Below are 22,222 nucleotides of genomic sequence, written 5' to 3' on the forward strand. Positions count from 1 at the left end.
GCTACTTGACGCGGGTCCACTTGGTGGCCGCGAGTCCGCGGCCCAGCGGGAGGGTCAGCAAGGAGGCGACATCGTGGCGGTTGTCCTGCCATTCGATCTCGCCGATGCCGCAGTCCGCGGCAGCTTGTTCGACGCGAGTGCACGCACGCAGGGCGTCGTCTTCACCGCGGCCGGTGACCGACACCGCGAGCGAGTAGATCATTCCGTGGTGGCCGCTGCCTGGTTTGAGGTCGGAGCGCCGATGCGCGGACTCTGATGATGCGACCTCCGACGATCCGTCCGTGACCTTGCCCTTTCGGCCTTCGCGGATCTGCTGTGCGCGGTCGGAGGTGACGTCTTTGACGGCGGCAGTGCGGGCGTGGGCGGCTTCGACGAAGTCCATCCGCACCATCACCGTCCGGATCGTCGGGGCGGCGGCGATCTCGTCGTCACCCGGATCAGGTTCGACACCGGTGAGCAGGTCCGCCAGCCACAACGGACCGAGTTCGACCGGTTCGATGGCTCGCGGAGGGATGGTGCCCACTCGGGTGTTCCACTTGCCGGCGACCTCGACCGATTCCTCCCGGCCGACGTAGGACGGCCAGCAGTTGTCCCACCGGACACCCTTGTGGGCATCGAGCGGGAAGCTCGGGTCCTGGCATGAGCGGATGACCGCGCAGGTGCGCTGTTCGCCGTAGACCTGTACGCGGCCCATACCGGCTCGGGTCAGCGATGCCACGGCGCGTTCGGTTTCGTCGCGGATGACCTGCGCGACACCGGCGATGGTCTCAGCACCCTTACGGCGGGCGAGCCGGGCACCTTCCATCAGTAGGGCCTTCGACTTCGGGAAGATCAACACGGCGTACGAGTAGTGCCCTTCCGAGTACGGCTCCACCCGGTCGATGAGCTGCCCGTACGAGCGGATCGCCGGAAGGATCTGCATGGCCGGATCCCCGGCGGCGATCTTGGCTTCCATCCAGGTCTCGTGCGGGGTCATGTCCGCCGGCACCGAACGATTCATCAGTTCAATTCCGCGCACGAACGAGGAGCGTTTCGCGAACCCGGCCAGAGTGCGCCCGAACGCGGCCGAGGTCACCGCCCACGCCTGGTCGCCGCGCAATCCTTCGGCGAGACCCTGCATCGCGATCAGCACCGTGTACTGGTCGTTGTCGCCAGGGGTGCGGGTTTCCAACACGAACAGATCGTCGAGACCGGTACCGATCAGATCCACAGGTGCCGTCCGGTACAGCGGCGGCGGGTTCGACCATCCCGGGTCTACTGCCGGGTCACCGTAGTTCGGGTCGGTCGGCGAGACCCAGACGTGCTCACCGCGTTTGCGTCGCTGCTTGTTGCGGATCGCTTTCGCTTTGCGGCTTGCGTACGACTCACGGTGGTTGATGTCTGTCGTGGAGACCAGTGCCCCGAGAAGAAGCAGGACGTCGAACCCGAGTACCCAGATGTTCTGTCCGACGACGAACAACAAGAACACCGCGACGATCACCGCACCGGCCCACGCGGCGACCACCGGTTCGGGGAATGGCAACAGCCCGCGACGTGCGATTTGGCGTCCCAGGATCGCTGTACGTTGCTCACTCATCAGTTTTCTCCATCCGCATGTTCGGGCGCACTCTGCGCAGCCGATCCGGCCTTGTTCATCGCTGCACCGGCAGCAGCGAGGGCAATCGGTGCTGCCACGACCGCAGCTCCGGCCGCCAATCCGACGGTGCTACCCGCTGCGGCCATCAACTTCGACTCCGCTCCCCCGGACTTGCCTGCCGACTTCGCCGCGGTCGCTGCCCCTCCCCCTTGGTGATTTCCGTGGCCACCGGATGCGGCAGCGTGAGTGCTCGACGCCGAACTCTCGTGTGCGGGTGAAGATCCCCCGTGGTTTCCGGCGGCGCCGCGGACCGGACCGCCTTCGACCTGACGGCCGGGAGATCCAGCAGCTTCGGCGTTGTGCGAGCCCGCCCCTCCGGCTCCGCCGCCTGCGCGTTGCTGGAACATCTGCGCGCCCGACCCGATGGTCTGTCCGGTTTGAGATCCGCCGCCGCCGAAGTCCGCCGAATCGGCCGAGGTCGGCAGGATCGGCGAGTACTTGAGCATGGAGAACGGAGCCAGACCGAGGATCACGAAGCAGACCGCGATCAACGAGAGCTGGCCGAGGGATTCGAGCTTGCCGTCGTCGGCGATCGATCCCTTCGCAGCAATGTTGATGACCGCGAACACCACAGCCAGAATCACGAACATCAGCGGTTTCGAGAGCACTACTCCGATGAACATCATCACCGGCCGCAGGGCCTTCTTGCGCCAGGTGGGATGAACCCACATGCCGAAGGCGATACCGCACACGACTGCCAGGATCGGCAATGCCGCTGCGTGCATCAAGAATCCGAAGAACATCGCCATCGCGCCGAGGAACATCAACCCGAATCCGACGATCGCCGCGATCGAGCCGCCGACGAGGGTGGAGTCGGTCAGTGACCCCAGGACCGAGGAGATGTTGCCGATGACCTCATCGGTGCTCGTCCCGATCCAGTCGACCAGTGCCAGCGACATCTCGTGCATCAGGGAGATCAGCAGTTGCGCGATGGCGGGCGCGAACATCATCAGCATGATTCCGGCCGGCATGTACCCGAACAGTGACTTGGCCAGCTCCTCACCGGTCATACCTCCGTCGGAGGATTTGTAGATCGCCAGGATCGTCATCAGCACCAACACCAACAAACCGATACCGGTCGAGACCGCGTACACGGCGATGAATTCGGCTCGGGCTGGGTCGAACTCACCGACACCGGCCAGGCCGGTCAGCACCGAGTTGGTTGTGCTGATGGCGCTGCTTTTGAGTTTGTTCGCCCAAGAGTCGATCACGTCGGACGGGTCCTTGACGAACGAGACGAGGTCACCGATCGGCCCGGCGACGGTGTCCCACGCGAAGGTGAAACTGTCGACGAAGATTTTGCCGCCCATATAGGCCGGCGTCGCCTTCATCATCCCGCCGAGGGTCTCGCCCAGGCGGTCACTGAAACTGGTGTTCTGGTCGATCCAGTTCATGGTGCCGCCGAACAGTTTTCCGACCCTGGTGTTCCATTCCGTGCAGGCGGCAACGTCTTCGCGAACCGTTGCGCGCTCGCAGTTGACGAACATCGCGTGCATACACAGAACACTCGGGACGTCCCCGCCGCCGCACGGCGCAGACCACGCAGCATCGGGAACCTTGTCGGCGTTCGGCTGCTTCTTCATCACCGCGAGCGAGGCCGCATCCGGTGTCGGACTCCACTCGAAACCCCAGGTGGTCGTCGTTTTCGTTGTCCACCGGGCCAGATCGTCCGCACACGTCGGAGACGGCGGGTACATGTCCGCAGCCTCGTTGAGGGGGTAGGTGTTCGGGTAGACACCCTTGAGGATCGACTCGTCGGTAATGCTCAGGGCGGCCTTCTGGTTGGCCTCCACTCCCATGTCGACACCGGACATCTGTGTACCGGCGCCGCCGGCGGCGACCAGGGCGTCGATCAGAGCCGGGTTCTTCGACATCATCACCTGCGGTGCCCACGCGGCGATCCGCTCGGATTCCTTTGCCGTCCAGTACATCAACCGGTTTTCGTTGTGCATGACCTGTGTCGAGTACTGGCCCATGTCGCCGCCTTTGTCCTTGCAGACTCCGGTGAACCACGAGGCGGATTTGAATTCGTCTGTGCCGGCAACGAATTTCTTCAGATCATCCGGAAATCCTTTGGGGAGTTCCTTGCCCGACTGAGTGGCATTCTGCACGCCGGGAGCCGGGTCGGTGTTGGGGACAGCCGTCGGCTGCGCTGCCGCCGGCAACGCCAGTCCGAGCATCGCGAACAATGCCACGACCGCGGTCAGAATTAGTTTGCGCCACATCAGTCAGGCCCCCTTTCTAGTTGACGTAGAACGTGTAGAAGCCGTTCGCGCCGGGCTTCGAGAGCGGCGAATCAGTAGCGGGGAACTGCGCATCTTCGAGGGAAGGACCGGTGACGAACTTCCAGTCCTGGACCTTCCAGTCCCCGTCTTCCCAGACCACGGTGATCGTGTCGGTTCCGTAGACGGTCAGGATGCCGACCTTGTCGCTCCCCTCACTGACCGGACTCTGGCTGACTCCCATGCCCCACACGGAGACGGTGGCCGAATCCTGGGTGAAGTCGGTGACGGTGACGATCAGCGGCACGTTGTTGACGGTCTTCCCCAAGTCGGTGCGGCCGCTCGAGACGTCGATGACGGTGTTCAGAGCGTCGGTAGCCTTCGACGAAACAGCGACTTCCCGGAGTTTCGCAGCGTCGATCCGGCCCTGGTATGTCTGCCCGTTCGCCTGGCTGAAGTTCACTGCCGCGGTCTGCGCCCCGGCCTGATCGCGGGTGTATCCGGCCGGAACGCCGTCGATCGTGGTGGTCGGTCCGTGCGCGGCGCGGATCGCATCGGCGCCGGAATCGGAGTCGTCATCACCACCCGAGGTGAAGACCGCAATGATGCCGACGATCAGCACGAGCACACTGAACCCGATCGCCAGTTTCACCCACAATGGGAGTCCGGATGCCGGGCCGCTGCTCGGGGATCCGGTCGCGTAGGACGGGCCGCTGCCCGATCCCACCTGTGAAAAATCTTTCGCCATGATCAGATCTCTTTCTCGTCAAAAGCGTTGGAAAGCAAAGGAGTACGGGGGGTTGCGTCGGCTAGCCGCCGACCAGGAAGAGAATCGCGCCGGTGATGATGCCGACCGATGCCAGGCATCCGAATGCGATACCGGCGACTTTGAAGTCCTGACCGGCGTCGGCCATTTCTGCCGGCATTCCGGCGGCCTTCATCGAGCGCATCTTGTAGATCGCCATGATGAGCTTGACCACGCTCGCACCGAGCGCAACGGCCCAGATTCCGCCGATGACGCGAACCCACACGTTGTTGAATGCAGGCCCGAAGACACTGAGATCCGGCTTGACTCCGTCGATGGGGTTCTGGATTTGTGCGCTTGCGGCGCCGGCGGAGAGCAGGAGCACGACCGCGGTTGCGGCAAGAGTGATCGCCACTGCGGATGCCCGCCGCACTAGCGGCGCCTTCGAGGAAGTGGTAGCCGGTGTTGCTGAGCCAGCCTGTGGAGTAACGGTTTTCATCGCAAACGTCCTTTCGGTGGGGAGGGTTCGGGTGTTGGTTCGCGGTATCGCTCAGGGTCGAGTTCGCGGTACGCCGCGGCGCGGGGCGCAGGAGCACGGCGCGGCGCTTCTGGTGGTCGACGGATCTGTTCGGGGGCGTATGCGTCGGCGTATTCGGCTGCGCGGCCGTACACACTCGCGGCGAGGGAATCAGCGATCTCGGCGGCAACGTTGGTGTATGCCTCGGTCGTCGACGGCAGGAGTCGGTCGTAGACGATGCGCTCCCCTGTCGCGAATGACGGCTCGTACGGCACTCGGATGATGTTCGTGACGCCGAGTCGGCCGAACTCTTCCTCGATGTCCGCTTCCAGGCTCGGGTCCGATCCGGGCGTGACGACGGTGAGGATGATCGCCGAGCGGACCAGATGTCCGTACCCTCGATCGGCTATTCCTTCGAGCATCTGCAACGCCATCTTCGCCATGTCCCGGCGGAGCGGCAGCGGTACGACCAGCAGGTTCGAGTGCTGCACCGCCCACAGCCAGTTCGGGGCGACGGGGTTGTTGCCGGTGTCGACGAAGATCAGATTCCGATGCCGTCGCAGCACCGCCATGATGGCGGCGCATTCGTCCCAGCCGATCCCTCGATCTCGCGTGGTGGAGATGTCGGCCGCCAGGACCTCATCGTGTGTGGGCTGCAAGCGCAGGTAGCGACCCAGCTCCCCCGAGACGGCATCAGAAGACGCGAGCGCGTGGGCGTTCTCGAGGACGTCCCACGGACCGAGCTCCGGATCGGTGGTGCGGGCGGCGCGGTCTCCGAGGGAACCGGTGGATTCGTTGGCATCCCACGCGACGACTCCGTGACCGCGATGCCGGCCGAAGGTGTTCGCCAGGGCAATGGTCGTCGAGGTCTTCCCGGCATCACCTTTGAGGCTGATCACCGAGACGACCATGCAACCGGGCAACGTCTGCTGAATGCGGGTGACCGATTGCCGGAACCGTACTTCCGCCGAATCCGGCTTCGGCGCCATCTTCATTCCCGCAGCAGCATTCACGCGGCCACGCCATCCCCAGGTCGCGGGGCTGTTGTCGATGTCGTTTCCCTCGCGCTCGAACCTTCGCCCGGCATATCCGACCTCGGCGAGAGGGGCTGGTTCTTCGTTCGCGGCGAGCGCGTCCTGTCCCACCGCGTACGGATCGGCGTAACCGGCGTCGACTTCGTCGAACGCTTCGGTGTCGGTCTCGTCGAGCACAGGATCAGCTTCGGTGGACTCGATCGGTTCCGGAGCGGGGGCAGGCTGGCGGCGCAGACGTTGGCTGCGCAGATTCACCGGGATCTCGGCGTCGTAGTTGCTCTGGGTTTCGTAGGGGTCAGGAGTGCTCACGGGAGTTCCTTTCGGGGAGGGGGTGGTTCCGGGGACGTTCTTCTCGCTGGTCATAGCTTTTTGAGGTCGTCGACGGCCCACAGGCCGCCGCGGCTGACGACCAGAACGGCGACGATGACGGTGTCGACGCCGGCGATGGAGCCGTCAGCGGCGATCGCGGTCTGTTCGACCTGATACATCCGGTGCACCGCAGTCGCGGTGTCCACGGCGCCCTGGTTCGGTACAGAGCTGACCGTCGGCCAGACCTGCGCGTCCTTCGCAGCCCATTCGAGCCACTGACCGCCAGGGCTTCCGGTCGGGGTGGTTCCGGTGACGTCGCCGAGGAAGCGTTCGGTGAGCAGGTCGCCGGTGCGGGCGGCCGCGTCATTGGGTCCGCGATCGTCAGCGGTATTCCAGGTGAACCAAGTGGTGACGACGGCGTCAGCGACGGCAGCCGGATCGCTGCGGTCCACGATGGCGACCTGTTCGGGAGCGTGTTCCGGAACGGTGGCCGCGGGCCGTGTGGGCTCGAGGGCGGACGTCTCGTTCGGGGACCACTGCTGCGCCCGTGCCCCGGTCGTGGTGGACGGGCCGGTTGCGGTGCCTTCCGTGCCCGACGAGCACCCAGCCAGGGCAATAGCGACGGCAGATGCAGCGGCGACAGCGGCGAGGTGGCGTTTCACGACTCGTCCTCGATGAACAGATCCGACAACCGAATCGCCTGCCACGCCTGGTAACCAGGCTCTTCGCACCAGTCCACGGCCCGGTTGTTGTCGGTGATGTCGAGGTCGAGAGCGACACCGTGCTTGGCTGCCATGCCGGCGAGGGAGTTGCCGTCGATCTCCGGATTGGAGATGTGCAGGAGCAACCGCACTGCGGGAACGTTCGCGTCCTCACGTGCTTTGCCGGCGAGGAATATCGCCTTACCGGCTGCGGAGTCGTCTGCCGAGCGCTGGTTGCCTTCCTTGAAGACCGTGTCGTTCTTGTGAAATGTCCCGTACCAGGCAGCGTCGTCGACCGGTCCGAGTACAGCGAAGCTGCCCCGCTCGTCACCGGCGGCGAACAGTTCCACCAACGGTGCGGTGGCGGCGGCCTCGGCGATCTCGTTCTTGCGCTTGGTCGCTTCCGCGTCGCGGAGTACGTCGTAGTCGAGATCGAGTTGCTTGACCAACTCGCGCTTGACCTTCGGCCACATGCTGCGCGAGAGCAGGTTGTTGCTCTTGGCCCACGCCCGCATCGCAGAGGAGTCGCTGGTGCGCAACTCGTCAGCGGCGGCGCGCACTGCGGCGGCGGCTTGTTCCCATTCGGTGGCTGCGGATGCCGTCATTGTCGGATCTACCTTTCTTCGGGTGAAACTTCATTCCGGGGTGGTCATCGGCTTGCGATGTTCTGGTCTGGGTTGTCTTGTCAGGCAAATCGTTTCGCTGCCAATCCCGAGGACGGTGGGGTCCAGTCGGAGACCTTGACGACATCGCCCGACTGCGGAGCTTCGACGACCTTGCCGCCGCCCATCCAGATGAAGATGTGGCCGCTGTGGGGTTGGATGATGTCGCCAGGGCGCAGGTCGGCGGGGTTGGTGATCGAGGTTCCGCGAGAGTCGCCTATCTGCATCTGATCTGAGTGGGCGAGGACCGTTCGGCCGCCGGTGGCTTGCGCCACTGCGTATTTCACCAATCCGGAGCAGTCGAACCCGACCTTGTTGAAGTCGCCGAAACTGTCTGCCACTCCCCCGTCGCTGATCCCCTTGGTGGGTCCGTTCTCGTCGCCGCCGCCCCAGGCATACGGGGTGCCGAGCCACCGCAGTGCGGCATCGACGACGGCGGAGCCGGTGGACGGGCCACCCGGAATCGGACCCGCCGGGGCGGACGTATCGGTGAATTCCTCGATCGCGAACTTCTGAATGTTGCTGACGTAGCCGCGTGTTTCCTCGTTCTGGCAGACCTGGCCCTGCGACAAGGTGTTTCCGGGGCCGCAGTTGTACATGGACAACGTCAGTGGAATCAGCTCACCGTGCAGGCGGCCGTCAGCCATCGCCTTTTTCGTCAGCTCGAGCATCTTGCAGTCGTAGGACGCCATCGACATCGCAGCGTCGGCCGGTGAGCGCATGTCGAGCTTTCCGTCCCCGTCCCCGTCCACGCCTTCCTGTGCAGCAGTTGAGGGAAGGAACTGTGCCGGGCCGTCCGCGCCGGAGCTGTCGTTGTGGGCGTTGACGTTGAAGCCGCTTTCCTGCTTGAACTGCCCGGCCAGCAGCGGAGCGGTGATCTCGGGGCAGGTACCGGCGGCTTTGAGGATCCACGGTTCGAACTCCGCAGGCACACTGCCCGGCTTGAGTCCCCCGCCGCCGAGGCTCGGCCCACCGCACCCGGCGCCCGCCGGAAGTGGAGTGATCGCGGCAGCGTTGACGATCGCGGGAGACGGAACACCCGTACCGGGCGCAGGAGCGGGAGCGGGTCCGGACGGCTCGGCAGCACCGGCGAGCCACGGTGCGGGATCGGTCGGCGTCCCGGCGCCGTCGGGAAGTCGGCCACCCTCCCACACCTCGAAATGCAGATGCGGGCCAGAAGATTCGCCTTCATTTCCGACAGCGGCGATCTCCTGACCGGCGGTGACCTGATCACCGGACTTGACCTTGATCGCCCCGGCCGACATGTGGCCGTAGACGGTGGAAATCCGCTTCCCGTCGACGTCGGTGTCGATGATGACCCAGTTCCCGAACCCCGATGCGGGGCCGGCCTCTGCGACGACACCGGAGGTAGCGGCATAGATCGGAGTACCGAGCGGGCCGGCGAAGTCGGTCCCGCGGTGCATGGAACCACCGCGAGGACCGAAACCCGACGTCAGTTGATAGGTACCGGCCTTGAGCGGCTGCGTCTTGGTCCCCGGGGACGGTGCCACCGAACCGGTCGTAGACGAGGTGGGGAGGCAGTCGACGCTTGCTTTGGGGTTGTTGTCGGTACCGAACATGACGAAACCGAGCATCAGGACCACTGCGGCGATAACGCCGCCAGTGGCCTTGAGGCCGGTCTTGTTCGAGCTGGGTGAATCACCCATCGTCATGTCCTTGTCGTTGTGTCGCGTTCGTGCCCGCCTGGGCAACGTGTGGGGACCTATCGCGGCCGCGAGGCCGCGAGCGAGTGCGAGTAGTGGCAGGTGAACGTCAAAAGCTCTCGCCCAAGAGCGTTTTCGGCTCATCCACCGTCAGGCGCTAGCCGCCGATCGCTTGTCGGTAGATGTCGACCATCGCGTCCAGAGCGGTTCGCTTTCCGTCGATCAACCACTGCCCGTAGGACTCGTGAACGCGGGAACCGAGGAAACTCGCGGCGGTGAATCCGGCGTCGACGACCGAGGTCAGTGCTTGCGCATCCTGGGAGGTCACCGTCGCCAGAACCGAGTTACCGAGACCGACGAAGTCGGAGTTCTGCGCCTGCGCACCCATCAACGTGGTCATCGAATCGGCCGGTTCGTGGAGCTGATCGGCGGTCATCTTCTGCCCCGGTGTCAGGACACCGAGCGCGACGTTCGCCAGGTCAACACCGATCGGGAGGAGCTGACCGAGGGCCAGGACGTTCCCGGTTTCGGCGACTTGCCACGCGACTTCCTGGAGCTGCCCGACGTCGCGGGCGAGGCGGATGATGTCGACGTTGCCCAGCAGGTTCGCCACCAGCGCCGCCGAGGCGGCTGTGCCGGACGGATCGGGGATCAGTGCCAAGATCCGTGACACCGATTTCAGATCGACCCCGGCTGCCATCTTCACCAAAGGCGAGAGTTGGTTGTTCAGCTCTCCCGCGACCCGGTGCGCTTCTTTGACGTTGCCGGCCAACAGATGGCCGGGAAGTACTTGCAGGTTGGCCGCGACGGCGTCGTAGTCCACCGAGGTCACACCCGAGACGACGCCGAGGATCTGGTTGATGATCGTCACCGGTTGGATCGCGGAGAGGATCGACGTGGCGGTGGTGAGTTGATCGGTCGGTGTATCCGCCAGCGGTGCCACACCGTTCGACAAGCTCTGTGCGGGACCGGTCAGGCCCGCGTAGGTGCCGCCGGTACCGGTGCCACCACCCGAGAGGATGCTGTTCGCCAACGTCACCACCTGGTCAGCGGCACCCAGAACCTGCGGAACGTCGACCTTGTCGAGCGCGCCCAAGACCGAGTTCGTGGCGGCCTCAGGAGAATCAGCCGGGGCGTTGCGCAATCCGTCGCGAGCGGCCGGGTTCGCCGCCATCCACGCCTGTGTCTGTTGGACCGGCTTGAAGGTTCCGGCCAGCAGTTGCGCTTGCTGACGAACTGCGGCGACATCGACCGCCGCCGACGTCGAGGTGGGAGCGCCCGCGCTTTGCAGCTTGTCCACCGAGGTCGCCAACGCGGACGCTGCCCCCGGAGCGGCCGCGAGATCCGCGTAACCGTAGTTCGAGGTCACCGCGCCCAAGAACTCCGACGCGTTCGCGGTTCCGGCACCTGCCGAGGTATTCGCAGTTCCGGCGGCCGCCGGAGTCGACGTCGGCTTCGCGACCGTGTCGGTCGGGGTGATCGCGGTCTGACCGGCGACAGACGGACTCGTTGTTGCCGAGACAGCAGTCGCGGTGGTCGGCGCGACTGTTCCGGGCGGGTTGGCAAGCACTCGTCCCAACGACGCCAAGAACGAATCCTTGCCGGTGTTGGTGTTGCAGTACTTGTCTTCCGGGTGGCAGATGTCGAAGACCCGACCCGACAGAGCGCCGTAGCCTTCCGCGGCCGGACCGGCGATGCCCTGTCCGTCGAGCTTGGGGCCGACGACCTGCGAACCGGCGGTGCCGAGCTTCGGATTGGCGAGCATGACCGCAGCGAGAACGGACGCAGCGGGAACGGGACCGCTGCCTGCCCCGATGTTGACGGCGACATCGTTGGCGACCTGCGCGCCCTGTGAATAGCCGCCGATCACGAACTTCGAGTTCGGGCACTGCTCCATCGCGGTCGCCATTGCCTGATCACCGGCGGTCTTCGAAGCCGAGTAGGTCATGCCGGACTGCAAAAACGCTTCGGCCGGGTACGACGGATAGATGGCACGGAAGGTGTTAGGCCCGTACATCGCTTCGAGCTTCTCCCCCACCTGGCCCAACATTCCGGCAGGCTTCGACGGATCGGCGTCGGCGCGGGTCTCGGTCGTTCCGGGAGCGAAGACACCGATGTATCTGGTGCAGCCCGATGCAGTGGACGGTGCGGCGTTGGCCAGGAGCGGCGGCGCCGCGAGGCCCGCGACCAGCGTCGAAATGATGGCGAACGCCGACGCGAAGCGGGCGGTGGAAGAGATGTTCATCAGATTCCCTCTGCATCAGTGATGGACGTGATGAAATGCCGACCGTCGATCTCGGCAGTCGTGATGCGCTGAAAGAGCGAAGCGCCCTTGCCGGAAGGCCTGGTTTCGGTCAGCTCCAGTGCGTACGTCCCAGCGCTCACGCCGGTCACCGTCATGCAGTACGTCGTTCCTGCGGGAATCGAGTCGATCCCTGCCTGCACTTCGGCCGGCGAATAGCTCACGGCCCCAGGAGCCATGACAGCGATCACCGCATCAGCGGAGCGCAACGAGTAGTACGCATGCTCGAACGCTGCGATCACGCCCTCGCCGCTGCTCTGGTCACCGGCTGTGACAGGGCATCCGGCAGGTTCCGGAGAAGGCGTAGTCGACGGTGTCGCAACAGAATTGACGATCTCGCTGATGTTCGACGGCTCGTCGTCGGTAACCCTGCCGATGACCGACGCAGCGCCCACAACGACCCCGACCAACAACACCAGCACCGCGATCGCCAGTGCCGTCACCGCTGCGACCTGCCGTCGAGGCGTTCGGGCACGAGGCACACGAGGACGCTTCGGAAGACGAGACCCGCGCGGCGGCGCACTACCGGTCCCACCTGTCGCACTACGCACTGCGGACCTGGCGTCAGATCCTTTCGGCCCAAACATCTTTTCCAAACTCCTTCGTCGACAAGGCAAGCCGTGACAGTGGGCCGGGGCGAGCACACACCCGCCCCGGCCGGCGAGTGCTACGCAGCAGCGGGGATACCGGCGCCGATAGCGTCGGCGATCATGCCCAGCGGAAGACCGGGAACCTCTGTCGCGGCCTGGAAATCGCTTACTGCCTGGTCGAATGCAGCGACAACACCGTCGCCACCGGGAATGGACGAGACGGCGCTACGGATCTGCGCGTCGACGACAGGAGCATTCGCGGCCGTGTCACGAACAAACGTTGCGGCAGCGGTCCCGACAGGGCCGGACTGCTCCCACGAGGTGAGCGTGTCCTGCGTTTCGGTGGTGATGGCAGGCTGGTCGATATCCGGAACGTCGATCGTGGTGGGCACACCGTTCGTGCCGTCGCCGTAGGCCGTGGCAAGAGCGAAACCTGCGATGCCTCCGACGATTCCGGCACCCACTGCAACCGGAACACCCGCCAGACCAGCGCCGATGGCGGCGCCTGCCGCCGTGGCCACCACGCCCGCGGGGATCACGCCCCACGGGGTCAGAGCAGGTGCAGCCAACACGACACCGGAGGTGCCGCCGATCGTGCCGCCCACCAGGGCGCCCAAGGTCGCCGCGGTGGCACCTGCACTTACGGCCGCGGCGATTGCGCCACCAGCGGTTCCGGCGAGCTGCGCTGCTGCGAGCTGCTGCGCCTGATCGGCCGGGATGTTGTGGCTGATCCAGAAGTCGGTGACCGCGGCCAACGCCGCGTTCGTGGTGGCGTTCGTGCGCGCGGTGGTGTTGTCACTCATCCAGTTCGGCTGAGTGAAATGCAGGTTTCCGACCATCACCGTGTTACGCGGCGCGATGAACACCTCGGTCGGCGTCGTGATCGGGTCAGCAGGCAAACGGATCTGCGAGTAGTCGATCGGCGGTGTGTACGTCGGAGTCGCCGGGGCCACGTACTGATTCGAGTCGTAATCCCAGTTCGGGATCGGCTTCGTTGGCTGCGAGTACTGCGGCGGAACCGGAACCCATGCCTCTACCGGCGCCTCAGGAACAGACGGCGCCGGTGCGGGAACAGACGGCGTCGACGGCGCCGGTGAGGTCACGCCGGGCTGTACCGGTGCGGGACCGGTGATACCGGGCTGCGGTGCTGCGACCGCGAGACCGCCGTTTGCGAACGTGGCAGCGACCAGAAGTGAGAACGTCCCCGCTGCAACCGCGGACGACTTGACTGCGCGATGCTTACCGCGCCCGGACTTGTGATGCTTCATCGTGTGGAACCTTCCAATTGGGTTGTAAATACGGGGAATTGATGCGGACTGAGGTGGCGCTTACGCGGCCACGGTTTCCGATGCGCTGGTATCGGAAAGCGGGGAGGGGTCCTGCGCCGAAGGCAGCGAGGACTGATGGTGAGGAACAAGTGAATGGCCAACGGGGCAGATTCGGGTGCCGGGAATGCGCGCCGGAATGCATGTGTAGCCCAGGCTCCGGCCGGGACACAGCGAACCCGCACGGCCTCGGACTTGGAGTTCACTCCAATCTTTCGTTCTCACGGCTCCCCCGATTCGTTGGATGTGTCCGGCCCAGGTGACGGCCTGAGCCGGACACAAGATCAACCTATGAGGGTCAGTCTATAACAGTCAGTTTAAAACGGCTAGACAGTAGGGGTAATCCCACGATGGCTAATCTTCACGCCTAGGTGAATCGCACCGAACACGAGCGGACGGGGGATGAGTGGGCAGGAGATCCGTTCGCGGCTTTCAACCCAACGTGCTCCGTGATCGACGGTTGGAGCGAGGATTCACTCAGGCCGAACTTGCGCGCATTCTTGGATTGACTCCCGGCGCAGTGAAAGCGTGGGAAGCGGGCCGAGGTACGCCCAAAATCGAGACACTCGTCAAATTGGTCGAACCAAGTGTGCTCGATATCGACATTTCTGCTTTGGTCTCCGTGCCTAAAGGCGAGACCTTCCTTGGCGACCTTCGGACCCTGCGGCTGATCACACAGTCTCAACTTGCCGAACGGATCGGTCTTTCCCAGACGATGATGGGTGCCCTCGAACGCGGTGAAATCAACCTCAGTGAGGACGTCGCGGAGATGCTCGCCGCTGAACTCGACTACTCCTTGAGCGATATTCGTTCCGCATTCAATCGTGCGAGAAGCAGACCTCCGCACACCCCTGTGTGAAGAGTGCGCGGATCGCATTCTCGATGCACCCCTCGAATCGCGCGCTGCAATAGGCGCGTCTTCTACCGTCATGCGGCGAACTTTTCCCGATTTTCAGCACCACGGTTCGGTTCCGCACCTTCGGTCAGGCTAAGTTTGCAGGTCCGGGCACTTCGGACAAATATTCCGCACGCGGAACTTTGACCGGTGCGGAATAGGGGAACGGCAGGAATATCAGTGGTGCGAGGTTTCAAGTGACGGATCGGAACCGGCTCGCCGGGAAAATGACTGCACTCTGGGCAGCCGCGGAGAATCCGACTCTCAAGGCAGTGGCAGCGAGGGCAAGAGAACGTAACCCGGAGGGGCCGAGCTATCAGCGCATCAGCGATTGGAAGCGCGGAGCGCGCGTTCCTGAAAAGTTTGAATCGCTGGAGCCTGTCCTCTGGGTACTTATATCGGCAGCAAGAGCGAAAGCGATACAGCCTTCCGAACATGGTTTGTACGACATGGCGGTGTGGCGGGAATGGTGGGCGGAAGCGCAGACGGGTAACCGGCAAGCGGCCGACCCCTCGTCCGCGGCGCCAAGTGCTTGCCCATATCTGGGTCTCGCCTCGTACACAGTCACAGATCGTGACCGATTCTTCGGCCGCGAGCGCAGCATCGAAGAAGCGGTTTCCGCCCTACAAGGCGCCACTACCTCCGGGATGTTCGTCCTCTATGCCGCCTCCGGAACGGGTAAATCTTCGCTCCTTCACGCCGGCATCGCCGGACGAGCAGCCACCCACGGATTGACATGGGGATCCACAGAACCGTGGAGCATCGAGACCGTAGACCCCGGCCCGGACCCCTTCGGTGCGCTTACCCGCATTTTCCCGGGCATACGAGAAGCCGAGTCGAGCGACGACTACCGGACGGTCCTCGATGACTACCTCGCGGATACCGAGAACGATGCACTGCTACTCATCGTCGACCAGTTCGAACAGGTACTCACCGCCGGTGCTCACGACGCGACCCGGGACGAGTTCATAGATCGGCTTGACCGTCTCTCTCGCGTGGTCAGCCCATCGAGCACCATACGAGTCGTGATCGGCGTACGTGCGGACTTCGTACCCGAATGCTTGCAACACGCTCCCCTGGCCGACGCCCTACAGCACAGGCAGATCGTGCTTGCGCCTATGAGCTCCGAGGAACTGGCAGAAGCGATCAAACTGCCGGCGGCCGCCGCGAACGCTGAGCTCGAACCAGGGCTCTCCGAACGAATCATCCGCGACCTCGATGCCACACGGGTAGGACACAACCAGAGCGTTCTCCCCCTGATGTCGCACGTGCTCGAAAGCATGTGGATGCATCGGGACCAAGCCGGAAACCTCACCCTTCGAGCGTATGAGGCAGCCGGAGGAATCGAAGGTTCCGTCAATCGCGCTGCCGAAAACGCCTGGAAAGTTCTCGACGACGACGATCGCGCAGTGGCACCGGCCTTGCTGCTGCGATTGGTCCAGATCGGAGACGGTGCCCGCGACACCAGAAGAGCTGTCCCCCGCACCGAGCTGCTACGTGTGGGCGGCGCGGATGCCCGGAACGGCCGGGTCATCGAAGCGCTCACCACCGCTCGACTACTGACCGTCGACGACGCAGGCCTCGTGGCCTTTGCCCATGAAGTTGTCATCGACTCCTGGATCCGGCTGCACAACATGATCAGCGCCAACCGAGCGAGCAACATGCTTCGGCAGACGTTCGAACGTGACGCGGCCGAATGGGACCGCCGAGGAAGGCAGTCAGCCGACCTGTGGGCCGGTGACAGGTTGCACGATGTCATCGCACAACTCGACGACCACCCGCTGACACCGATGGCATACAGCTTCCGGCGCGATGCAATAAGGAAGCAAGAACGACGGAAGCTGCAACAGCGGGGCGCGGTGACGGCGATTGCAGCTTTCATTGCTGTCTTGATGGTCGTCTCCGTCTTTGCCTTCCGAGCGAGTGCGCGGTCCGATGTCCTCGCCTCGAGTGCTCAATTCCGAGAAGTGCTGTCCACCGCTGACCGGCTGCAGCAATCCAACCCTTCGCTGTCGGCGCAGCTAGTTCTCGCAGCCCGCAACATGCAACCTGCCGAGACAGCGACAACGTCCCGAGTCCTGGCCACACAGGATGCACCAATGGCAACACCGGCGGTGGGGCATGAAAATGCGATCTACACCGCCGCATACAGGCCTGACGGCAAGGTTCTCGCGACAGCGAGTGGAGACCACACAACGCGTCTGTGGGATGTCAGCGATCCGCAAGCCCCGACACCGATCGGATCGCCGCTGGAAGGGCACACGAGCTTCGTCACTGCGGCCGCGTGGTCCCCTGACGGCGCGATGCTAGCCACTGCGAGCGGCGACGGCACAGTGCGACTTTGGGACGTACGCGATCCGCTCTCGCCCGAGGTAATCGGAAGCCCTCTGCAATCCGCCGGCGGCACCGTGTACGTGGTGTCGTTCAGCCCAGACGGACGCACCCTCGCGGCACCGAACGACGACGGAACCACAGGGCTGTGGGACGTAAGCAACCCGGAAGCAGCGTTTCTCCTCACTGCCCCGCTTGCTGGACCAGCAGGCCCCGTCAGAACAAGCGCGTTCAGTCCGGACGGGAAACTACTCGCCGTCGGCAGTGACGACAAAACGGTGTGGCTGTGGAACGTCAGCGACCCGTCCAACCCCGTAATCGCAACAGCCCCGCTCACAGGGTTTGCCCGAGCGGCGCACTCGGTGGCATTCAGTCCAAACGGCCAACTTCTCGCCGCCGGCAGCGACGATCGCACTGCTCGAGTCTGGAACATCGGAAACCCCTCGCGGCCGACCTTGGAAGGGCCGCCTCTCACCGGTCACACCGGTGCGCTGTGGTCCATCGCATTCGGGCCGGACAGTCAAACGCTCGCAACCGCAAGCTGGGACGGCACCGCCCGCCTGTGGAACCTCCGAGACCCTTCCCGCCCGCGCTCCCTAGGACAGCCTCTCGCCGGCAGTAACGGGGGCATGATCACAGTTGCCTTCGCTCCCGACGGCGCGACTATGGCAACAGGAAGTCAGGACGGCGTCCTCAGGATGTGGAACCGTCCTACATCCGTCATCGACGCCCACACCGACCGTGTCATGACGCCCAGATTCAGCTCGGACGGATCTCACATGGCCACGGGCTCTGTCGACGGCACCCTTCAGGTGTGGGACACCTCTGATCCCGATCACCCGATCGCACGTGGACGAGTCGTAGTGCCCAACGGCCAAATCGACAACCTGCAAATGTCACCGGATGGCCGAACCGTGCTGACAACGGGTGGAAACGATCGGGCAGTACAGCTCTGGGATGCCTCAGGCCCCGACACAATCCGCCCTCTCGGCCGCCTCGAACTCGAGACCAGATACGCGTATCTGATGTCGATCACTCCAGACGGTCGAACCCTGGTCACCGGTAGCAGCGACAACTCGCTCCAGTTCTGGGACATCACCGACGTCTTTGCGCCCGTCCCATTGGGGCAGCCGCTGCCGGTCCCCGGCGACCTGCTCACCAACGCGGCCTTCTCACCGGACGGCCGCACACTCGCGATTGCGGCGTCGGGTACCAACGACATCACGCTCCTCGACAGCTCAGATCCGAGCCGTCCCAAAATGCTTCAACCGCTGACCGGGCACACGAAGCAGGCCGAATCCGTTGTCTTCTCGCCGGACGGGAAAACCCTGGCCAGCGCTGGTGACGATCAGACGATTCGGTTCTGGGACGTAGCGAAACCAAGCGAGGCGCAAGGGATCGGCGAGCCACTGATCGGCCAATCAAGCACGATCCGGTCCGTCGCTTTCGCAACCGATGGGCGGACTCTGGCTTCGGGCAGTGACGAGGGAACCGTCCAGCTCTGGGACACCACAAACATCGCAGCTCCCATCAAACTCGGCGGTTCCATCGCATCCATCGGAGCCACCCGCTGGTACATCGCATTCAGCCCCACTTCCAATCACCTCGCGGCAGGTGGAGAGGGCGGCGCTGTCCGGCTATGGAATCTCACCCAGCGCGCGGCAGAAACCCGAGTGTGCAAGAACACGAACAATGTTCTTACCGACGCGACGTGGGACCAACTATTCCCTGAACTCCCCTACCGAACCACCTGCTAACTCATCCTTGGAAAGGGCACTGTGCGCTCACCGACTGCACTCCAGACCGCAAAGCCAATGCAGTTCGTCGCAGACGATCACGCACTCGACGTCGATGGTTCCAGCCTCCGCACCACCACAGACTCCGACATCGCGGCGAAGGCAATAGCCGCCGAAACCCTCGATCGAATACGCGTGGTGCTCGACAGCTACCCCGCCGATCCGATCGTGTTGCTTTCCGGTGGCGTTGATTCGATCCTCGTCGCCGCGACCGCAGTCGCCCTCGGCACCACACCGCGAGCGATCACGATCGTCGTCGACGGGGAAACCGTCGATCGAGCACCAGCGATAGCCGCTGCCGAAGCACTCGGACTGCGGCATGAAGTTGTTGTCCTGAGCTCATCAGACGTCGTCAGCCTCGCTAAATCGGCAGTCGCCGCCCTGGGGGTCAACGAACTGTGGGAGGTCGCAGCAGCGATCCCGATCCTCGCCGCCTCTGAATTGATCCGCCGATTCAGCGCAGCATCCCCGGCGCCGGCAGCTGTTCTCACCGGCAGCGGCGCAGATGCAATTTTTGCAGGAGGACGGGTGATCGAGCATCCGATCGAATCCGCCGCAGCGAACCAGGCTTTAGATGAAGTGGTTCGCACCGAAACGGGAACGAATTTCGTTCGCGATCGCTTGGTCCCGGATTTCTACGAACGACTGCTCGGCGACGACGCCCAAGCACTCATCCACGTATTCCAGACAGAACGGTTCTGGCAACTCGCTGAACAACTAGCGCCACCCGCTCTCTTCGGCCACGTCACTGGCGTAGCGCACGACAAACTCGCAGTCCGGCTGGCTTGTGAGCGCCTGCTTCCGGAAACTGCGCAGCACCTGGCCTGGACACGTAAATCCCCTATTCAACGGTCCAGTGGCCTGTTCGATGCGCTCGCCGATGCAGCGCGTGCCCGCGCCGCGCAGCTTCCAGGAGCAACGACCTACAGCAATCCGCTCACGGAACCGATGGAGTCCGTCGCGGTCAGGCTTTTTCTAGCCGATTTACACTGACCCCTATAGAGCGAACGAATTGAACCGGCGTGTCGGCTGCGTATCTCGACATTTCTGCGGGAGTATTTGCAGGCAACACAATGCCCGCGCCACCGCGCGGACGAACTGGAAGGGGCTTGTCATGGCGAGAGGTCGTCCGAGTAAAGGCGAGCGGCGTCGTGTCGAGACGCGAGTGCCCGTGGATGTCAAAGACCGCCTCACCCTGATGCGCGAAGCTCGGGGACTGACTGAGAGCGAACTCGTCGCCGACATCCTCAGTGCTGCGGTAACCCGATTCGACCCGGCCGCGGTCCACACAGAGAGGCTGACGATGACCGCCTAATGATGACCACAACGCCGAAGCCGCGGAAACCCCGCTTCGGCCTCATATGCGCAGTTGATCGCCCTTAAAACGACGATATCCCCCGGTTGACGGGCCGGGGGATTCGGATGTCGTAAGAAACGAGTTGACGCTCGGTTCTTAGGGTCTTGCTGCTTTCCCCGAAGGGACTGTCTTGCTGGACAGGTCTCAGGGTACATCGCGCTCTGATGAAGTTTCAATAATTGACTCGCGTGTCTCAGCGATGGAGCACACGCCCGCACCCATACAGCGCCCGTATTGCGGTAGCAGCCCTATGCGGCGCCGCTACGGAACAGCTCGCACACCCCGCAGAATGCAGGGGCACCTGTACGGGCACCAATGCCATGCCCTGACGCCGATGCTGCTCAAAACGCTCGGCAAGGAAGCCGCTTGCCGGCGTTATTGCAAGGTCGCACTCGAACTCGAAGACGGCGCATACGGCGGCATCGCTCGATGGCAAGGCGCCCAACATTGGGTCGAGATCGTCGTTCGTTGCGCGTTCACCGCGGAATACACACGGATTCGACCGGCACTAGTCCGGTCGTCTGGCGGCGGCATCAGCCTTAAGTCCTTGCTAGCAGTTGCCACCGTCATGGCCGAAGCCGCCGATTTCGAGACCGGCCGCAACTCACGCCTGGCGGTAGAGACCATCGCCGAACGCATCAAGGGCGGGGAGCGCACAGTCCAGCGAGCACGACAAGCCCTCAAGCTGCTGCGTGTGGCCACGGAAGTGCTTCGCGGCCGACTCCGCACCAAGGATGAGCGATATGCCTCATGGAGGTTCAACGACAAAGCCCGCGGTTGGGCCTCCGTTTGGGCATTGCACCCGAGCAAGCCTGTGGATAAAACCCGCATCGTGGTCGCCGGATCCATACAAATGGCACCCCACCACCGCAGGGGTCACTTAACAAGCTTTACCTCTCGTAGAGAGGTTCTTAATACAAAACGATCTGTGGATAAACGAGCCGCTTCGCGGCGCAAGGAGTCCAAGGCTGGGGTCGAGAAGGCCGAAGCGACCAGGAAAGGCCTGTTGCTCGCATCCAGATGGCTCAGCAACTCACGAACTCCAGTCTGGGCGCGGCGGCACACCCCCCGAGGGTGGGCACCCGCGCTGACCGACCCAGCTGCACACGGTTGGACGGCCGCGGATCTCAACGACACGATCGACGCCTGGAGCAAGGCCACACGGATGGCACCAAACCCGAAGCACCCCATCGCGTTCATCCGGTGGCTCATGAAGCAACAGGATCTCGCCTTCGCGCCACACGTTCTCGCTCAGATCGCCACCGACCAGGCAAAAGCCGAACGCGAACGGCAGGCAGCAGCGTTCGAAGCTGAACGCGGACGGTACGCATCAGCCGCGTCCGAGGACTCCCCCGGCCGCCAAGCGGCACGTTTCGTCGCCCGCCGAGCAGCCGACAGCGCCCGCATCCGAAAGACCCAGGCATCCGCGCGCGAGAATGAAACCTCGCCCGTGTGGATCACCCATCTGTCCGATCGAGGAAAGCGATGAACGGAAAACGACTGTCCGCAAAGCCGCCCGTCAGACGCCGGCCGCTCTCCCCCTGCCAGACCGTCCCCCAGATCCACGAACGATTGCGCACCGGCGCAAAGACGGTCGTCATCGACCACCGCAACGACGAACCCCTAGAACTCACCGACGCCGAGCTGCCCGACGGCATCACGATCCGCATCGTCGGCGTCTCACGGGTCATCATCACCCGCCTGACACCCGAAACGAAGCGCAGTGCCCAGATCGTGGCCACCGACGCCGCACGATCCCAAATCTTCGGGCACACAACTCTCTTCGCCTACGGGAACGCCCATACCGACGCCTTCGACACCACACGCGTCCGCGCCACCAACCGCGCCACAAGCAACCTCGTCGACGACTCATTCGGCGACGTCGGAGAAGACACCACCACCTATGCCTACGACAACGCCACCGTCCACTCCCACGACCAAGCCGCAGTGCACGCAACAGACCGAGTTTCTCTCGTTCACCACAGCTCGACGCCGGCCGAGGTCGAACACGGAGTGACAGTCTTTGGCCCAGCACGAAACAACATCCGGCTCCGGGCGAAGGAAACGTGAGCCGAAGGATTGGTCATTTTGCATCTGGCGCCGTACGTCCGGAGCAATGAGATGGCTCTGCGGAAG

Annotated in this window: 17 protein-coding genes; 6 read left to right on the forward strand and 11 right to left on the reverse strand. The window is 63.9% G+C overall.

The annotated features are described in order from the left end of the window. Position 1: 1 nt before the first annotated feature. From ACFWAD_RS28880 to ACFWAD_RS28930, 11 genes are all read right to left on the reverse strand, one after another. Positions 2–1,576, reverse strand: coding sequence for a hypothetical protein (locus tag ACFWAD_RS28880; RefSeq protein WP_317419564.1), 1,575 nt, complete (start codon positions 1,574–1,576; stop codon positions 2–4). After that, entirely contained in the window at positions 1,576–3,861 is a 2,286-nt protein-coding gene (locus ACFWAD_RS28885; RefSeq protein ID WP_378550083.1) for a hypothetical protein, read from the reverse strand. The genes ACFWAD_RS28880 and ACFWAD_RS28885 overlap by 1 nt, the downstream gene beginning before the upstream one ends. Positions 3,862–3,877: 16 nt before the next feature. Then, the gene (locus ACFWAD_RS28890; protein ID WP_378550086.1) at positions 3,878–4,606 is read right to left on the reverse strand and encodes a hypothetical protein; all 729 of its coding nucleotides are present in this window, start codon (positions 4,604–4,606) and stop codon (positions 3,878–3,880) included. A gap of 61 nt (positions 4,607–4,667) precedes the next feature. Then, positions 4,668–5,036: a hypothetical protein gene (locus tag ACFWAD_RS28895; protein WP_238054173.1), complete on the reverse strand. Its 369-nt coding sequence runs from the start codon at positions 5,034–5,036 to the stop codon at positions 4,668–4,670. Between the two features lie 62 nt (positions 5,037–5,098). Next, positions 5,099–6,463, reverse strand: a complete 1,365-nt coding sequence (locus ACFWAD_RS28900) for a MinD/ParA family protein (protein WP_378550090.1) — start codon at positions 6,461–6,463, stop codon at positions 5,099–5,101. Positions 6,464–6,513: 50 nt separating this feature from the next. Continuing rightward, positions 6,514–7,125, reverse strand: a complete 612-nt coding sequence (locus tag ACFWAD_RS28905) for a hypothetical protein (RefSeq protein WP_378550093.1) — start codon at positions 7,123–7,125, stop codon at positions 6,514–6,516. Further along, on the reverse strand, positions 7,122–7,769 hold the full coding sequence (locus tag ACFWAD_RS28910; protein WP_124568388.1) for a hypothetical protein: 648 nt from the start codon (positions 7,767–7,769) through the stop codon (positions 7,122–7,124). The genes ACFWAD_RS28905 and ACFWAD_RS28910 overlap by 4 nt, the downstream gene beginning before the upstream one ends. Positions 7,770–7,849: 80 nt before the next feature. Next, positions 7,850–9,493 carry a peptidoglycan DD-metalloendopeptidase family protein gene (locus ACFWAD_RS28915; protein ID WP_378550097.1) on the reverse strand — a complete coding sequence of 548 codons (1,644 nt, stop codon included), beginning with the start codon at positions 9,491–9,493 and terminating at the stop codon, positions 7,850–7,852. Between the two features lie 154 nt (positions 9,494–9,647). Continuing rightward, on the reverse strand, positions 9,648–11,735 hold the full coding sequence (locus ACFWAD_RS28920; RefSeq protein WP_378550100.1) for a cutinase family protein: 2,088 nt from the start codon (positions 11,733–11,735) through the stop codon (positions 9,648–9,650). Beyond that, on the reverse strand, positions 11,735–12,274 hold the full coding sequence (locus ACFWAD_RS28925) for a hypothetical protein (RefSeq protein ID WP_141137680.1): 540 nt from the start codon (positions 12,272–12,274) through the stop codon (positions 11,735–11,737). The genes ACFWAD_RS28920 and ACFWAD_RS28925 overlap by 1 nt, the downstream gene beginning before the upstream one ends. A gap of 185 nt (positions 12,275–12,459) precedes the next feature. Next, on the reverse strand, positions 12,460–13,650 hold the full coding sequence (locus ACFWAD_RS28930) for an insoluble domain protein (RefSeq protein ID WP_378550104.1): 1,191 nt from the start codon (positions 13,648–13,650) through the stop codon (positions 12,460–12,462). Between the two features lie 463 nt (positions 13,651–14,113). On the opposite strand from ACFWAD_RS28930, the gene ACFWAD_RS28935 reads away from it, so the two are divergent. The 6 genes from ACFWAD_RS28935 (at position 14,114) to ACFWAD_RS28960 (ending at position 22,156) form a co-directional block, all read left to right on the forward strand. Continuing rightward, complete coding sequence (locus ACFWAD_RS28935; protein ID WP_230793453.1) at positions 14,114–14,566, forward strand: helix-turn-helix transcriptional regulator; 453 nt, start codon at positions 14,114–14,116, stop codon at positions 14,564–14,566. A gap of 233 nt (positions 14,567–14,799) precedes the next feature. Then, complete coding sequence (locus tag ACFWAD_RS28940) at positions 14,800–18,690, forward strand: WD40 repeat domain-containing protein (RefSeq protein WP_378550108.1); 3,891 nt, start codon at positions 14,800–14,802, stop codon at positions 18,688–18,690. 57 nt (positions 18,691–18,747) lie between these two features. After that, positions 18,748–19,722 carry an asparagine synthase-related protein gene (locus tag ACFWAD_RS28945; RefSeq protein WP_378550111.1) on the forward strand — a complete coding sequence of 325 codons (975 nt, stop codon included), beginning with the start codon at positions 18,748–18,750 and terminating at the stop codon, positions 19,720–19,722. A 121-nt stretch (positions 19,723–19,843) separates the two neighbouring features. Further along, positions 19,844–20,044: a hypothetical protein gene (locus tag ACFWAD_RS28950; protein ID WP_128638045.1), complete on the forward strand. Its 201-nt coding sequence runs from the start codon at positions 19,844–19,846 to the stop codon at positions 20,042–20,044. 376 nt (positions 20,045–20,420) lie between these two features. After that, positions 20,421–21,575, forward strand: coding sequence for a replication protein (locus ACFWAD_RS28955; RefSeq protein WP_378550115.1), 1,155 nt, complete (start codon positions 20,421–20,423; stop codon positions 21,573–21,575). Then, a complete protein-coding gene (locus ACFWAD_RS28960) occupies positions 21,572–22,156 on the forward strand; it encodes a hypothetical protein (RefSeq protein ID WP_378550118.1) in 585 nt (194 codons plus the stop codon). The genes ACFWAD_RS28955 and ACFWAD_RS28960 overlap by 4 nt, the downstream gene beginning before the upstream one ends. Positions 22,157–22,222: the final 66 nt, after the last annotated feature.

This window comes from Rhodococcus sp. NPDC059969 (genome assembly GCF_042738325.1).
Lineage (GTDB): Bacteria > Actinomycetota > Actinomycetes > Mycobacteriales > Mycobacteriaceae > Rhodococcus_F.

Bases quoted from the DNA above. Each gene is read 5' to 3' on its own strand.
- ACFWAD_RS28880 (WP_317419564.1), bottom strand. From the start codon at position 1,576: ATGAGTGAGCAACGTACAGCGATCCTGGGACGCCAAATCGCACGTCGC.
- ACFWAD_RS28885 (WP_378550083.1), bottom strand. From the start codon at position 3,861: ATGTGGCGCAAACTAATTCTGACCGCGGTCGTGGCATTGTTCGCGATG.
- ACFWAD_RS28890 (WP_378550086.1), bottom strand. From the start codon at position 4,606: ATGGCGAAAGATTTTTCACAGGTGGGATCGGGCAGCGGCCCGTCCTAC.
- ACFWAD_RS28910 (WP_124568388.1), bottom strand. From the start codon at position 7,769: ATGACGGCATCCGCAGCCACCGAATGGGAACAAGCCGCCGCCGCAGTG.
- ACFWAD_RS28915 (WP_378550097.1), bottom strand. From the start codon at position 9,493: ATGGGTGATTCACCCAGCTCGAACAAGACCGGCCTCAAGGCCACTGGC.
- ACFWAD_RS28920 (WP_378550100.1), bottom strand. From the start codon at position 11,735: ATGAACATCTCTTCCACCGCCCGCTTCGCGTCGGCGTTCGCCATCATT.
- ACFWAD_RS28930 (WP_378550104.1), bottom strand. From the start codon at position 13,650: ATGAAGCATCACAAGTCCGGGCGCGGTAAGCATCGCGCAGTCAAGTCG.
- ACFWAD_RS28945 (WP_378550111.1), top strand. From the start codon at position 18,748: ATGCAGTTCGTCGCAGACGATCACGCACTCGACGTCGATGGTTCCAGC.
- ACFWAD_RS28950 (WP_128638045.1), top strand. From the start codon at position 19,844: ATGGCGAGAGGTCGTCCGAGTAAAGGCGAGCGGCGTCGTGTCGAGACG.
- ACFWAD_RS28955 (WP_378550115.1), top strand. From the start codon at position 20,421: ATGCTGCTCAAAACGCTCGGCAAGGAAGCCGCTTGCCGGCGTTATTGC.
- ACFWAD_RS28960 (WP_378550118.1), top strand. From the start codon at position 21,572: ATGAACGGAAAACGACTGTCCGCAAAGCCGCCCGTCAGACGCCGGCCG.